General features: G+C 52.5%; 14 protein-coding genes. 7 read left to right on the top strand and 7 right to left on the bottom strand.

Annotation, left to right across the window (positions count from 1 at the left end; translation table 11 throughout):
• Window positions 1–24: 24 nt before the first annotated feature.
• Both ACKPCT_RS02585 and ACKPCT_RS02580 read right to left on the bottom strand, forming a co-directional pair.
• On the bottom strand, window positions 25–453 hold the full coding sequence (locus ACKPCT_RS02585) for a CBS domain-containing protein (protein WP_090074906.1): 429 nt from the start codon (window positions 451–453) through the stop codon (window positions 25–27).
• 271 nt (window positions 454–724) lie between these two features.
• The gene (locus tag ACKPCT_RS02580; RefSeq protein ID WP_319568295.1) at window positions 725–1,477 is read right to left on the bottom strand and encodes a rhomboid family intramembrane serine protease; all 753 of its coding nucleotides are present in this window, start codon (window positions 1,475–1,477) and stop codon (window positions 725–727) included.
• A gap of 547 nt (window positions 1,478–2,024) precedes the next feature.
• Here ACKPCT_RS02580 and ACKPCT_RS02575 point away from each other — a divergent pair.
• The 3 genes from ACKPCT_RS02575 (at window position 2,025) to ACKPCT_RS02565 (ending at window position 4,602) form a co-directional block, all read left to right on the top strand.
• Window positions 2,025–2,684: a PAS domain-containing protein gene (locus tag ACKPCT_RS02575; RefSeq protein WP_090074903.1), complete on the top strand. Its 660-nt coding sequence runs from the start codon at window positions 2,025–2,027 to the stop codon at window positions 2,682–2,684.
• A gap of 157 nt (window positions 2,685–2,841) precedes the next feature.
• The gene (locus ACKPCT_RS02570; protein WP_090074902.1) at window positions 2,842–3,450 is read left to right on the top strand and encodes a PilZ domain-containing protein; all 609 of its coding nucleotides are present in this window, start codon (window positions 2,842–2,844) and stop codon (window positions 3,448–3,450) included.
• Between the two features lie 570 nt (window positions 3,451–4,020).
• Window positions 4,021–4,602 (top strand): transglutaminase-like cysteine peptidase, encoded by a 582-nt coding sequence (locus ACKPCT_RS02565; protein ID WP_244544777.1) that lies wholly within the window; start codon window positions 4,021–4,023, stop codon window positions 4,600–4,602.
• 169 nt (window positions 4,603–4,771) lie between these two features.
• On the opposite strand, the gene ACKPCT_RS02560 is transcribed toward ACKPCT_RS02565, so the two are convergent.
• The gene (locus tag ACKPCT_RS02560) at window positions 4,772–5,299 is read right to left on the bottom strand and encodes a gamma carbonic anhydrase family protein (protein ID WP_319568294.1); all 528 of its coding nucleotides are present in this window, start codon (window positions 5,297–5,299) and stop codon (window positions 4,772–4,774) included.
• Between the two features lie 142 nt (window positions 5,300–5,441).
• Window positions 5,442–5,771 carry a DUF6949 family protein gene (locus tag ACKPCT_RS02555; RefSeq protein ID WP_090074900.1) on the bottom strand — a complete coding sequence of 110 codons (330 nt, stop codon included), beginning with the start codon at window positions 5,769–5,771 and terminating at the stop codon, window positions 5,442–5,444.
• Between the two features lie 304 nt (window positions 5,772–6,075).
• Here ACKPCT_RS02555 and ACKPCT_RS02550 point away from each other — a divergent pair, with 304 nt between their 5' ends.
• Window positions 6,076–6,780, top strand: a complete 705-nt coding sequence (locus ACKPCT_RS02550; protein WP_319568293.1) for a hypothetical protein — start codon at window positions 6,076–6,078, stop codon at window positions 6,778–6,780.
• A gap of 138 nt (window positions 6,781–6,918) precedes the next feature.
• Here ACKPCT_RS02550 and ACKPCT_RS02545 read toward each other — a convergent pair whose 3' ends face one another.
• Both ACKPCT_RS02545 and cysE read right to left on the bottom strand, forming a co-directional pair.
• On the bottom strand, window positions 6,919–7,098 hold the full coding sequence (locus ACKPCT_RS02545) for a DUF3126 family protein (protein WP_407652474.1): 180 nt from the start codon (window positions 7,096–7,098) through the stop codon (window positions 6,919–6,921).
• A gap of 229 nt (window positions 7,099–7,327) precedes the next feature.
• Entirely contained in the window at window positions 7,328–8,155 is an 828-nt protein-coding gene (gene cysE / locus ACKPCT_RS02540) for a serine O-acetyltransferase (protein ID WP_090074897.1), read from the bottom strand.
• 240 nt (window positions 8,156–8,395) lie between these two features.
• Between cysE and ACKPCT_RS02535 the strand changes: the two genes are divergently transcribed.
• Window positions 8,396–9,211: an enoyl-CoA hydratase gene (locus ACKPCT_RS02535; protein ID WP_319568292.1), complete on the top strand. Its 816-nt coding sequence runs from the start codon at window positions 8,396–8,398 to the stop codon at window positions 9,209–9,211.
• Window positions 9,212–9,273: 62 nt separating this feature from the next.
• On the opposite strand, the gene ACKPCT_RS02530 is transcribed toward ACKPCT_RS02535, so the two are convergent.
• Window positions 9,274–10,023 carry an alpha/beta fold hydrolase gene (locus ACKPCT_RS02530; protein ID WP_319568291.1) on the bottom strand — a complete coding sequence of 250 codons (750 nt, stop codon included), beginning with the start codon at window positions 10,021–10,023 and terminating at the stop codon, window positions 9,274–9,276.
• Window positions 10,024–10,271: 248 nt separating this feature from the next.
• Here ACKPCT_RS02530 and ACKPCT_RS02525 point away from each other — a divergent pair, with 248 nt between their 5' ends.
• Window positions 10,272–10,508 carry a zinc-finger domain-containing protein gene (locus ACKPCT_RS02525; protein ID WP_090074894.1) on the top strand — a complete coding sequence of 79 codons (237 nt, stop codon included), beginning with the start codon at window positions 10,272–10,274 and terminating at the stop codon, window positions 10,506–10,508.
• Between the two features lie 277 nt (window positions 10,509–10,785).
• On the top strand, window positions 10,786–11,991 hold the full coding sequence (locus ACKPCT_RS02520; RefSeq protein ID WP_319568290.1) for an FAD-dependent monooxygenase: 1,206 nt from the start codon (window positions 10,786–10,788) through the stop codon (window positions 11,989–11,991).
• The last annotated feature ends 64 nt before the right edge of the window (window positions 11,992–12,055 follow it).

Below are 12,055 nucleotides of genomic sequence, written 5' to 3'. Positions count from 1 at the left end.
ACTTCGGCCTATCCCCATTGTTCCCTAGCCGGCAGCAATATAGGCGCGCATGTCTTCCGCTTCGCGTTCGGTTTCTTCGATGCGGAATTTGACCACGTCACCAATGGACACCAGTCCGGCAATCTTGTCGCCATTCAAAACCGGCATATGACGGAACCGTCCAGTCGTCATGCGCGACATGACAGAGGCAATGGTTTCCTCTTCCGAACAACTTATCACATCTGAAGTCATGAATTCGCTGGCAGGCCGCAACAGGGCGGATCCGCCATGATGGCTCAGAGCCCGCACAATATCGCGCTCAGATAGGATGCCGCACAGCGTGTCTTCCTTGGCAATCAGGATTGCCCCCACGCCATTGTCGCGCAGTAACTTGACCGCGTTCATCAAAGTGGTATCCGGTTCGGCCTTGAATACAGCACGTCCCTTTTGGTTGAGAATCGTGGCAATCGTCATAAATCGGGTCTCCCTTCTCTAAAAGGTTGCTCAATTGCATGACTTGCCCGTGATGTTTCATGCAAACCACAAGCATGTTCATGTCTCTGGACCCTAAATTCTCCGTTATGTTGTCGTTCATGGCAAGATCACAAGCCCCCAGACTTAAGCATAACGAACTCTTCCCGGTATGGCGGTGCAAGCAGCGCAGACCACCCGATTAATGAGAACAAGGGCAGAATTCTGCGAAGAATCCTGCCCTTTTGTTCAATGCTACCCTTTTCACAAAGCGTCACTTGATCACTTTAAGGTGATCGGGTCGCTTCTTTGGCGGATCCTTTTTCGGCGGTTTTGGCTTGCGCGGAGGCCGCGAATAGGGATCGAGATAGGGGAATATCAGCAGCCCGGCGATAAATCCCCCCAGATGCGCTTCCCACGCGATAGTCGCCCCACCGCCCAGAATCGAAAACATCCCGAACACCAGATTGAGCACCAGCCAGATGCCAAGAAACCCCATAGCCTGTGGGTTACGCCGCAGCCCCTTAAGGCTCAGGCATGGATAGCGGTTGACGCCTTGCAAACCGGAAAATCCCCCCATGCCGCCATTAAACGCAAAGCGCGCTGAAGCAGCCATGGCACCCGACAAGACGGCTGAAACCCCGACCAATGGCGCTTGGCTGCCAAAATGAATGACCAAATGGACAAGGGCACCCGCCGCCGCAGTGATTACAAAGAAGATGGCGAAATTAAAATTGCCGATGCGCCGAACAATTACCGTCGCAAAGATCATCATCCAGACGACATTGAGGATGACATGCATCCAGCCACCATGCAGGAAGGCGTAGGTGACAAAGGTCCATATATCCCCCAAAACCCCGCCGGGAAAAGAAAAGACCTGAGCCGCATCACCATAACGGACCGGCAAAAAGGAAAAGCTCAGAATCAGCCACTCTCTTTGATCAAAAGAAAGAAAGAAGGACTGCGCCGCCTGAATGGCAAGCATGATACCGGCCAGCACCATGACGGATGTGGGCAAATTGAACATGGGCTCTTTTGGGGGCGTCATACCTGGAGGCATTTGCCATGAGCCGCGCGGTTGCAGGGCCATAGGGGTTCCTTTTCTCTTTCCAAAACTGTTCCCATAAAAATAAGGCAGATAGACGCCCCATCAAGGCATGGGCGCTTGGGAAGTGATCTGCATCCACCTTTTTAGCCAAAGAATCTTAATAGCTGCGCAAGGTGGCAATCATTTGGACAAAAAAAAGCCATCCGCCGATCTTGCGATCACGAGGATGGCCGGGGTTCCCGAAGATTCGGGAAGTCATCAAAGAGCCGAGGCACCAGACTATAGGAGTCCGGTCTGATGCGGTGGATCTGTTAACATCATCTTTACATTTTCCCTCTCAGAGCTCAACGAAAACCTATTGTTAACCTTAACAGAAGCGAACCGTGGTGAAAGTTTGATTAAAGAAGCGTTACCCCTGCGACTGGCATGTCCCCTGCTTTACTATGAGTACAAAACAAAAAGAGATCCCGTTCTGCTTCAAGTTGAAACACATTGGAAGCGGAACTGCCCCAGATAGAGACGCAAAATGAAACACCAGGTGACGCGCGAACTGTTTACTTATTGGGATGGCCTGAGAGGCGGACGGACAGCCCCAGAGCGCAGTGACATCGACCCGGCAGAAATCCATCAAATTCTCGGAGACACTTTCATCCTTGAATATGACAGTGAATCCAGTCTGACCTTCCGGTTGGCAGGCACGCGCCTTTGTGGCTCCTTCTGCCGCGAGTTGAAGGGGCGCAATTTCTTTGACCTTTGGGACTCCGACGACCTCTCCAGCATGAAACTGCTGCTGACTGCTGTGGTGGAAGACGAAGCCGCTGCCGTTATTGGCTTCAAGGGTAAGACGGAACGGAACCAGGAACTGGAATTTGAGTCGATTCTGCTGCCCCTCAGACACTATGGACAGCCCAAAAGCCGCCTTCTCGGCGCAGCAAGCCCGGCTGATATGCCATATTGGATCGGCATCTGGCCAATTCAGGAACTGTCTATCAGTTCCATGCGCCTGATCTGGCCTGATGAGCGCCCCGCCTTCATGCGCAATCAGGAGCAAGCTCCCACGCAGCAGCATAAATTCGGCCTCACTCCGACAACGACGATTTTGCCTCCCGCCATCGGACAAAATCACATCGCGGCCGAGCGCCGCATCGGTCATTTGACTGTCATTGAAGGGGGGAGACGCGACTAAAACGCGTCACACGAAAGAGGCACAACGCTTGGTATCAGAATATTTTCCATAGCACTGCAAGAAGCCAACTGGCAAAAGGCTTTGTTAACTATAGAGGGAATAGGATGGCGATGTATTCGTTCATCCTGTCCAGTCATGGCGAGGAAAGCCATTCTCTATGTCGGCAGTCGCTAAAAAATCTGAGCTACCGCGCATTACCGAGCGCCGTCGTCATCAACGCGTGAAAGTGAACCTTCTTGGTCGCTTTATGCTTGAGAACAAGACGGAGTATCCGTGTCAGGTGATCAATATGTCACCAGGCGGAATGGCCATGATCACGCCAATACGCGGCGAAATAGGTGAACGCGTCATCGCCTATATTGATCATATTGGACGGATCGAGGGTAGAATTGTCAGAAAGATTGAAGGCGGTTTTGCCATAACGGTCGATGCCACCGAGCGCAAACGCGATAAACTCGCCTCACAGCTGACATGGGTGGCAAACCGGCATTTGCTCGACTTGCCTGAAGATCGGCGCCATGAGCGTCGGCAACCAAAGCAGCCAATCACCAAACTGATCCTGCCAGACGGCACCGAACATATCTGCCGCGTACTCGACCTTTCTCTTTCAGGCGCTGCGCTCAAAACCAGTGCCCGCCCGGCAGTCGGCAAGGAAGTCAGCATCGGCAAGATCCGCGCCCGCATCGTTCGTCATCTCGAAGACGGGCTGGCTGTTGAATTCTCCGCTGTACAAGATAGCACCGAAATCGACAAAAACCTGCGTTAAATTCCTCACCTGTTCTGCTAACCACAGTACGGCACAGCTGCGCCTCCTGCTCGCCGCAAACGGCTCATTGTGCCAGATTTTTTACAAGACATCGCCTCTACCACCCCCTGCGATGAAGCAAGTCAGCAATTACAAACAATAAAAATAAGATTTTTTTCCTGCTTTTTTGGACTCTAAAACGGGCTCTTAATGAGGTCAATGGCAAGCCCTTCACGCACCCTCGCGCAGCGTCCAGTCATTCCAGCTTAGTGTTTCCCTCTTTTACTTTCACCAAGACCATACGCTGCAGCGCCAAACAAAACGCCAGAGCCCCACGGCAAAACATTGAAATAATTGGGCTTTCAATCAATTATAATTTTATTGAAAATTGATTCACATTCGTTTCAAACTCGATTTCAATTCAATTTAAAATTTATACTGATTTAATCGAAATTAAAATCAAAATACATTCAAATATAAAACAAAGTAAAATCGATTTTATGGGATTTTTTACTTAAATTTCCCAGCAAATATTCGAAAAATATCAAATGAACACTTCTAATAATCTCCCTATAACGACGGGAGATAAAAATGAAGAAACGCATTTGGGGATTTGCTTTTTTCAGCCTTGCTTGCCTTGCAGTACCATTTGAGGCAGCGGCTGCCAGATACTCACCATTCATGACCGTTCAGGGGACAACCTCTGCTCCGATTGGTCATGTTAATTTTTGCCGACAGAACCCATCGGAGTGCAATATTACATTCAACTCCGATCAAGCCGTGAAACTCTCTGAAGAAAGCTGGAAAAAGCTCATCAGCGTAAACGGCTATGTCAACCAGTCCATCAAGCCGGTGAGCGACGAAGAACTGTATCGCACCGAAGAGCTATGGACATATCCAAGATCAGCCGGAGACTGCGAAGATTTCGCGCTCTTGAAAAGGCGCATGCTGATCAATGAAGGTTGGCCAGCTACGGCACTTCTGATTACGGTCGTGAAGGAAAGGAACGGCAATGGCCATGCTGTTCTGACCGTACGTACGGATAGGGGTGATCTCATTCTCGATAATCAGGATCCGCGAATCCTGCCTTGGGACAAGACCCCTTATCACTATATCAAGCGTCAGGCTGCGCTTCATCCATCACAATGGACTGCCATTGCTGACACTCGCTAACGAGAAAGAGCTCTCGAAGGTTCTTTCTTGCTCCAAACTTTGCTTTGCAAGCCCTGATCGCGTCCCCACATCCCGTCCATTGCGATCAGGACGGGCCAGTCGTCCCCACGGCTGGCCCTTTTTCTTTCCCGTCCATTGCGAAAGAAAAACCCACGCAAGCAAAAGAGGCCTAGAGGGCCTTTAATTCGGAAGCAAATCGCTTCCAGTTTGCAACATAATTAGCAGCAGAACGACGCAGTTTGTTGATCGCTTCCTCGTCCAGTTCTCGAACCACCTTGCCCGGCATGCCCATCACAAGTGAATTGTCCGGAATGACTTTCCCTTCCGGGATCAGGGCCTTGGCGCCAATCAGGCAGTTCCGCCCGATTTTGGCATGGTTGAGCACCACAGCGCCCATTCCGATCAGGGAGTTTTCGCCGATCGTGCAACCATGCAGAATCACATTGTGTCCGATGGTACAATCCGCCCCGATGGTCAGCGGCGCGCCCATATCCGTGTGCAGGGTGCTGCCTTCCTGAATATTGCTGCGCTCACCAATCGTCAAAGGCTCATTGTCTCCACGCAGAACAGCCCCAAACCAGACGCTCGCATCCTGCCCCAGAATCACCTTGCCGATAAGACTTGCATTCGGAGCCACCCAATAGCCCCCCTCTTCGGGAACAGTGGGTTTGAAATCTCCCAATTGATATAGAGTCACGCATATCCCTTTCTGACAAAACCTTCCTGCCGCCTCCAAGGCAATGAAGCCAGAGGACGGAATGAAAGCCTATATATCGCGAATTTTGCGCTCCAGTTCCAGTTAGTAACAAGGCTGACCCGGCCCCAGTCAGAAACAGGCATCAGCTCATGGCATTGGCTGCAACGGAAAAGACGTTCAGCAAAAAAACCCCCGAGCAGGCGCTCCAGACGCTGGCTATGGCCGAAGAGCCAAACAACCAACCAATCGGCCGATGCTCAATGCGGCGCCCCCTCACCGCATTGCGCATGATGATGAAGGGACCAGCAAAGGTGCAAATAAAAATCGATGCAAAAATCCCCGGCCAACTGTTGATCGACACACGAAACCCGGCCGGTTTTCGCGCCATGACCTGATAGAGGCTGGCCAAAATACCAGCACAGACGAAGCCGACAGCTGTGACGTAAAAAAGAGCAATCAATTCAGGACCCACAACGCTTCCTTTCCTGTAGCCGAAACCGGATGGATCACCGGCCACACATGTCGCTTTGGCTCGACCCTGTTCGAAAAAGGGTCATTCCTGCGCTAAGCGACAAATCCACTGAGCTTTCCGTCTCAAAATGAAACAGAACAAACATGCCTGTTAAGAATCTTGCAAGCATTGTGCCGCCATAGCCAAGCTGCCACCAAGGGATGAGTGTGAGAAGGCTATTTGAGTGATTGAAGCACCCGCAGGGATTTCCTAACATCGCCACGAGTCACGGCCAGCTGCCGCGCCCTGAAGGACAAACACAGACATGAAGCATCAGACACCGGAAGAACAAGGGTCGACCCAGAGATGGATCTTTTTCCTTCTCATCGCCGGTCTCATAGCGATTACCTTTTTGTTTCTGATCAGCCGGATCTTTGAGTATTCCGGCCCTTCACTGCTCCACAATCCCTACAGCGCCGAGACAAGCCCCAAGCATATTCTGGTTGGAGACATGGATTTCATGGTGCCTCCAAACACAATCCGGCACCAGGAGCAAAGAGACGCTACTTCAGTCACCCAACTTGATCTTATCTTTCTCTGGCCAAGCATGGTTGGATACAGTCGGGAGCAGCAGGTTGCCTTCAGTGATGCGAGCAGGAAGTCGAACCTGATCTTCGTCTCCATCAGCAGGCCAGACAGGGTTTTGCTCAGCTCGGAGCGGCTGTATAGCGTCTACAGCCAGTTCTTTTCCGGCGATCCGGTGCGCGGCCCTGCCAGCCTCATCGGCTTTGCGATGGATGATAGCTCGGGCTTTGGCGGCGAAACCGTCTATTTCAAGCCCGAATCCACCGAGCCCTTTGTCGCCCGCTGCATCACTCCGGAAAACAAGGAGCCTCCCTTTTGCATGCGCGAAATCGGCTTGGGCGCGTCCATTCAGATCACCTACCGCTTTCGTCCCCACCTGCTCGCACAGTGGCAGCAGTTGGATAATCGCATCCTTGAGAGGCTGGGCGGATTTCTCCTGCCCTGATAGGGCCCGCCGTCCACATGCTCGGCCAAGCGCCTTGCCACGTAAAAAGGCTACCGCCCATGAAGGGCAGCAGCCTTTGATAAGAGAATGGCCATAGGGTCATTCCATCAGGAAAAAGAGAAGAGCGCGAACGCCAGCTTATTCTTCTTCCAGATCATAATCGAGAATTGCCATGGAGAAATTGTAGGACAGATCTTCATCTTCATCATCGCGGAATAGCACGCCGACAAACTCATCTCCAACATAGACTTCTGCGGAATCATCCTTGCGCGGACGTGCGCGCACCTCGAGATTGGGCGACTGAAGTGTCTTCCGCATGAATGATTGAAGTTTTGCCAGTTCGGTCTTGTCCAAAATTGCCTCCTGCAGGTTTTGCTGATCACAATTGATTTATTCAATTTTCGAGACGGGTGATGTCATCACCCTGCCCGAATGTATGACCGGCTGAGTGGCATAGCGCACATGAAGAGTAAAGCCGCTTTCCACATGATTTCAAGTTTTTCTGCAGCGATATACGGACAAATAGCCACAGGACAGCCATTGCCGTCTAATTGGCATCCCTCAGAATCTGATCCATGCTGATAGCAGGTTCCGCACATCCGGCCTGCCCGACAACCTTGGCCGGAACGCCAGCAACTGTGGTTTTGCAAGGCACATCCTTTAGCACCACCGATCCGGAAGCAACGCGCGAGCAATTGCCGATTTCAATATTGCCGAGCACTTTGGCGCCGGCTCCGATCAGTACCCCATGGCGTATCTTGGGATGGCGATCGCCTTCCTCCTTGCCGGTGCCGCCTAGCGTGACGCCCTGCAGAATGGATACATCATCTTCGAGCATAGCTGTTTCACCAACAACGATTCCCGTCGCATGGTCAAAGAAGATGCCCTTGCCGAAGGATACACGAGGATGAATATCCACCTGATAGACCTGCGAGCTAACGCTTTGCAGATAAAGCGCAAAATCCTTGCGCCCGTTTTTCCATAGCCAGTTGGCCAGACGATGGGTCTGGATGGCATGAAATCCCTTGAAATAGAGGATAGGATCGACAAAGCGCTCGCATGCCGGATCCCGATCAGCCACAGCCCTGATATCGGCCCGCATGGCCTCCGGAATGTAGGGGTCTGACGCACAAGCATCCCTATAGGCCTGACGAATGGCCTCAGAATCCATTGCCGGATTGTGCAGACGATCCACAATACGATGGATGACAGCATTTTCCAGCCGCTTGTGGCTTAGAATGGTCGCATAGATGAAGCTGCTCAATGCAGGCTCTGCCCGCACGATGCTTTCTGCTTCGGCCCTTACGCGCTCCCAAACAGGATCGATCACATTCGGCTGATCGTATACGCTGCGGCTAAGGCTTGCCTCTACCATTTTTTCTCCTACTCCCGCGAAAACGCGAGACGACTAACTGGGCTATTTTATTCGCAACAGGCTTTGACGCCGACGTGGCCTTGAGCGAATGCCAAGTTGTCGACCCGTCTAGTTCCTTCGCATGCCTTTTGTCTGGCATACAATCTCGATACAAATAGGCTGCCAATCCCTACGCTGCAAGAACAAAAACCCAATCTTTTTCATCCAAGGCAAAAATTATCCTACAAAGTTAGCACATAAATGACTGATACCCAAAACCCGGACACCACCTTGCAAGACACAATTCTCATCGAACGAGACGGCCCGATCGGCCGCATCATCATCAACAACGAAGCCAAGCGCAACGCCATGACGCTGGCAATGTGGCGCGCCATTCCCGATGCCATCGCAGCTCTCGAAGCTGATTTCGATATCCACGTCATTGCCATAGTCGGTGCAGGCAACAAGGCCTTCGTTTCGGGAGCAGACATCAGCGAATTTGACGGGGTGCGCAAGGACACCGCTTCCGCTTCTCACTATGACGACATCAATGCAGACTGTTATCGCGCCGTCCGCAACGCAAAAAAGCCGACCATTGCCCTCATCAAGGGCTTTTGCATGGGGGGTGGCTTTGGTCTTGCTGCGGCCTGCGATTTGAGGCTCTCGAACCAGAGCGGCAAATTTGGCATTCCCGCAGCGAAGCTGGGCATCAGCTACCCGACCGACGCGATTGCTGACATCGTCAATATCGTGGGCTCGGCCAATGCCAGAGAAATCTATCTCACTGCCAAGGTCTATGGAGCGGATGAGGCCCAGAAACTAGGCTTTCTTCACGCCATATACAGCGACGAGACCTTTGACGTGGAAGCCGAGGCCTATTGCCAGTCTGTCGCAACGCTGGCCCCCTTGAGCCACAAATATCACAAAGCCGCCATCAACAGCGCCATTGGCCAGGGCGACAGCCTGCCCTTTGACCACCTGAAAAGCATGGCCTGTGATTGCCTGGACAGCGAGGATTACAAAGAGGGCCGCAGGGCTTTCAGCGAAAAGCGAAAGCCGGACTTTGTCGGCAGATAGCAAAGAACGCAAAAAGGGCCACACAGAATGTGGCCCTCATTCATTCTCTCATTCTTGAAAAATCAGGCGTCTGCGAAGAATTCCAGCACAGCCTTTTTGAAAACCTTATCCCCGACCGCGACCATATGATCCCGCCCCGGAATGTCGCACACCTGCGCATCAGGCAGCACATCGGCCAGTTCTTGCGCCGTACCGGCGATGGTGTCCCGTGTGCCAACAGCAACAAGCGCAGGCACGCTCAGCTTGGACAATTCCTCAACTGAAATTTTCTGTCGCGACGAGCCCATGCAGGCAGCCAGCGCCAGACGATCGCTTTTGGTCTGATCGGCAAATTGGCGAAAGGCCCGCCCCACGGCGCTGGTGGATTTTGCTCCGTCGTCCGCCTTCAGCGCATCAATAATGGGCTGCGGATCGCCGGTGCCATTGATCATGCCGCCACCCAGGCCACCGAAAACAACCTTCTTGACCCGCTCTGGATATTTGAGCGCCAGAAAGGCAGAAATGCGCGCGCCCATCGAATAGCCCATCACGAAGGCTTTCTGGAGCCCGAGATGGTCAAGCAGCGCACGGGCATCTTCAGCCATGATAGGCGAAGAATAGAGCGCGGAATCATAAAGCTTCTCGCTTTCCCCATGGCCGCGATTGTCCACTGCGATCACGCGATAGCCAGCTTTCGTCAGGGTCTGCACCCATCCGGGATTGACCCAGTTGACCATTTTGTTGGAGGCAAAACCGTGAATAAGCAGAACCGGCTCTCCTTCTCCTTCATCGAGATAGGAGATCGTATAATCATCAGATTTGAAATAAGGCATATCGACTTTGAATTCACTTTGAAAAGGGGAACAAGACGCAACGCGTATCTGCAGGCATTCATATCAGTTTGCCCGAAAAGCGCAAACCGCAAGAGAAGCCGGACACAGCTGTCTTTGCAAAAACCGCATGGAATATACGTAGATCTTTGGATAGGGGCAAGGTATAAACAGACGAATAGTAGGCAGCTCACCAACAAATCGCTATGGTGTCTTACGCACGAAATTCATTGAAAAGAAGGCAATTTACAATGGCCGGCTCCAAGATTCCGCATTTCAAGAATGATCAGGGCGTCCCGGTGATCCACATCGGCGCAAAGGAATTCCAATGCATAGGGGCAAACCCGCCGCAGGATCACCCCCATATCTATCTCGACATGGGCGAAGAAAACGAAATCCTCTGCCCTTATTGTTCCACTCTTTACAAGTTTGATGAAGACCTCGGCCCCCAGACCACCCGTCCCACAGGCTGCTTCTACGAAGATTGATACCGCACGTCGTTTATTTCAGTCTGTTTCCCGTTTTGCGGAAGGGGCCGAGAACTGGGGACGAACAAATATGACATTCATGTGTAGAAGGCTCTTTTGCTTTTAATCAATTTCGTTCAGTCTGGGCGCGACTAATGTGTCTTGAGTTTTTTTCTCAGAATCGACTTTACGATCCGCTAGATTGGGCTTATCCATCGTTGCCATGCGGTCCTCATAAGAAGCCCCTGAATTGCCTAGCGCAATTTGGAAAGACACGACCAGTTCGAAAGATCCTGTCATGACCGAACGATTGCCGATCATTGTAGCAGGGGCTGGCCCGGGCGGATTGTCCGCAGCCCTGGCGATTGCCTGTAAAGGGTTTCCTGTTTTGTTGCTGGAACGAAACACGATCCCCACAGAAGTCGGCGCAGGCATTCAGATTTCCCCCAATGCGACAAGCAGCCTCAAGCAATGGGGCGTGTGGCCCTATATTTCCAAGCTCGCGGTAACACCGGACAGGATCTGCATCAATTCCGGCGTCACGGGTGCTCGCCTCTCCGAAATATCGACCAGCGACATTTCCGAGCGGTTCGGCTCCCCCTATATGGTCATCCACCGCGCAGACTTACAGCAGGCGCTCTATCACCGCGCCAGCCAATCCGACCTCATCGAGATGTTGGATGAGCGAGAGGTGCGCGAAGTCACCGAAACGGATGACGGCGTTGAACTGCGCTGCAAGATGGCCAATGGAGAGCATGCCTTTTATCGCGGCGCAGCGCTGATTGCAGCCGACGGCGTCTGGTCACGAATCCGGACGGACTATTTCGGCAACAGTCCGGCGGCATATAGCGGCAAGACAGCCTGGCGCGCGACCTTGCCCATTCAGATGGTGCCCCCCAGCATCGACAGCGAAAATGTCGGCCTCTGGCTTTCCCCCAAGGCCCATCTCGTGCACTACCCGATTGTTTCCGGACACATGATGAATATCGTTGCGATCGTTGATGAGGACTGGTCGGAAGAAGGCTGGAACAGCGTAGGCGATGCAGCATGGCTCAACAAACGCTTCTCCCGCTGGCCACGCGAGATCCGGGATCTTTTGGCAGAACGGGAAGACTGGCTCAAATGGGCGCTGTGCGCACAAGACCCGAACCAGCCATGGGTAAAAGGCAAAGTCGCCCTGTTGGGAGATTCAGCCCATGCCATGTTGCCATTCATGGCGCAAGGGGCGGTCATGTCCATTGAAGATGCAGCGGTTCTCGCCCGTGCTATCGATGAGGTGGAAGGCCCAATGGAAACGCGCCTGAAAGCCTATGAGAAAGCACGCAAGAAACGGGTTGTCCGCGTTGTCGGCCGTGCCCGTCAAAACGGACGGATCTATCACATGAGAGGCCCTCTGGCCATGGCGCGCAACCTGACCATGCAAATGATGCCAGCCAATCAGCTCGTCAAACAATTTGACTGGATCTATGGCTGGAACCCCGAGCAGGTGTCCTTCACGCTCTGATAGCCTTCATTCTGATAGCGCTTTATGGGGACAGCCCGATGCGGCGCTCTCTTACTCAGGAAAG

Origin of the sequence: Cohaesibacter marisflavi (assembly GCF_963665895.2) — a bacterium.
GTDB lineage: Bacteria > Pseudomonadota > Alphaproteobacteria > Rhizobiales > Cohaesibacteraceae > Cohaesibacter > Cohaesibacter marisflavi.
Note: the sequence above shows the minus strand (reverse complement) of the source record. Positions and strands in the feature narration are given on the sequence as shown.

Excerpts from the sequence above, each read along its gene's own strand:
- ACKPCT_RS02525 (WP_090074894.1), top strand. The coding sequence starts at position 10,272 with ATGGCCGGCTCCAAGATTCCGCATTTCAAGAATGATCAGGGCGTCCCG.
- ACKPCT_RS02580 (WP_319568295.1), bottom strand. The coding sequence starts at position 1,477 with ATGTTCAATTTGCCCACATCCGTCATGGTGCTGGCCGGTATCATGCTT.
- ACKPCT_RS02535 (WP_319568292.1), top strand. The coding sequence starts at position 8,396 with ATGACTGATACCCAAAACCCGGACACCACCTTGCAAGACACAATTCTC.
- cysE (WP_090074897.1), bottom strand. The coding sequence starts at position 8,155 with ATGGTAGAGGCAAGCCTTAGCCGCAGCGTATACGATCAGCCGAATGTG.
- ACKPCT_RS02585 (WP_090074906.1), bottom strand. The coding sequence starts at position 453 with ATGACGATTGCCACGATTCTCAACCAAAAGGGACGTGCTGTATTCAAG.
- ACKPCT_RS02570 (WP_090074902.1), top strand. The coding sequence starts at position 2,842 with ATGTCGGCAGTCGCTAAAAAATCTGAGCTACCGCGCATTACCGAGCGC.
- ACKPCT_RS02575 (WP_090074903.1), top strand. The coding sequence starts at position 2,025 with ATGAAACACCAGGTGACGCGCGAACTGTTTACTTATTGGGATGGCCTG.
- ACKPCT_RS02530 (WP_319568291.1), bottom strand. The coding sequence starts at position 10,023 with ATGCCTTATTTCAAATCTGATGATTATACGATCTCCTATCTCGATGAA.
- ACKPCT_RS02545 (WP_407652474.1), bottom strand. The coding sequence starts at position 7,098 with ATGCGGAAGACACTTCAGTCGCCCAATCTCGAGGTGCGCGCACGTCCG.
- ACKPCT_RS02550 (WP_319568293.1), top strand. The coding sequence starts at position 6,076 with ATGAAGCATCAGACACCGGAAGAACAAGGGTCGACCCAGAGATGGATC.
- ACKPCT_RS02565 (WP_244544777.1), top strand. The coding sequence starts at position 4,021 with ATGAAGAAACGCATTTGGGGATTTGCTTTTTTCAGCCTTGCTTGCCTT.
- ACKPCT_RS02520 (WP_319568290.1), top strand. The coding sequence starts at position 10,786 with ATGACCGAACGATTGCCGATCATTGTAGCAGGGGCTGGCCCGGGCGGA.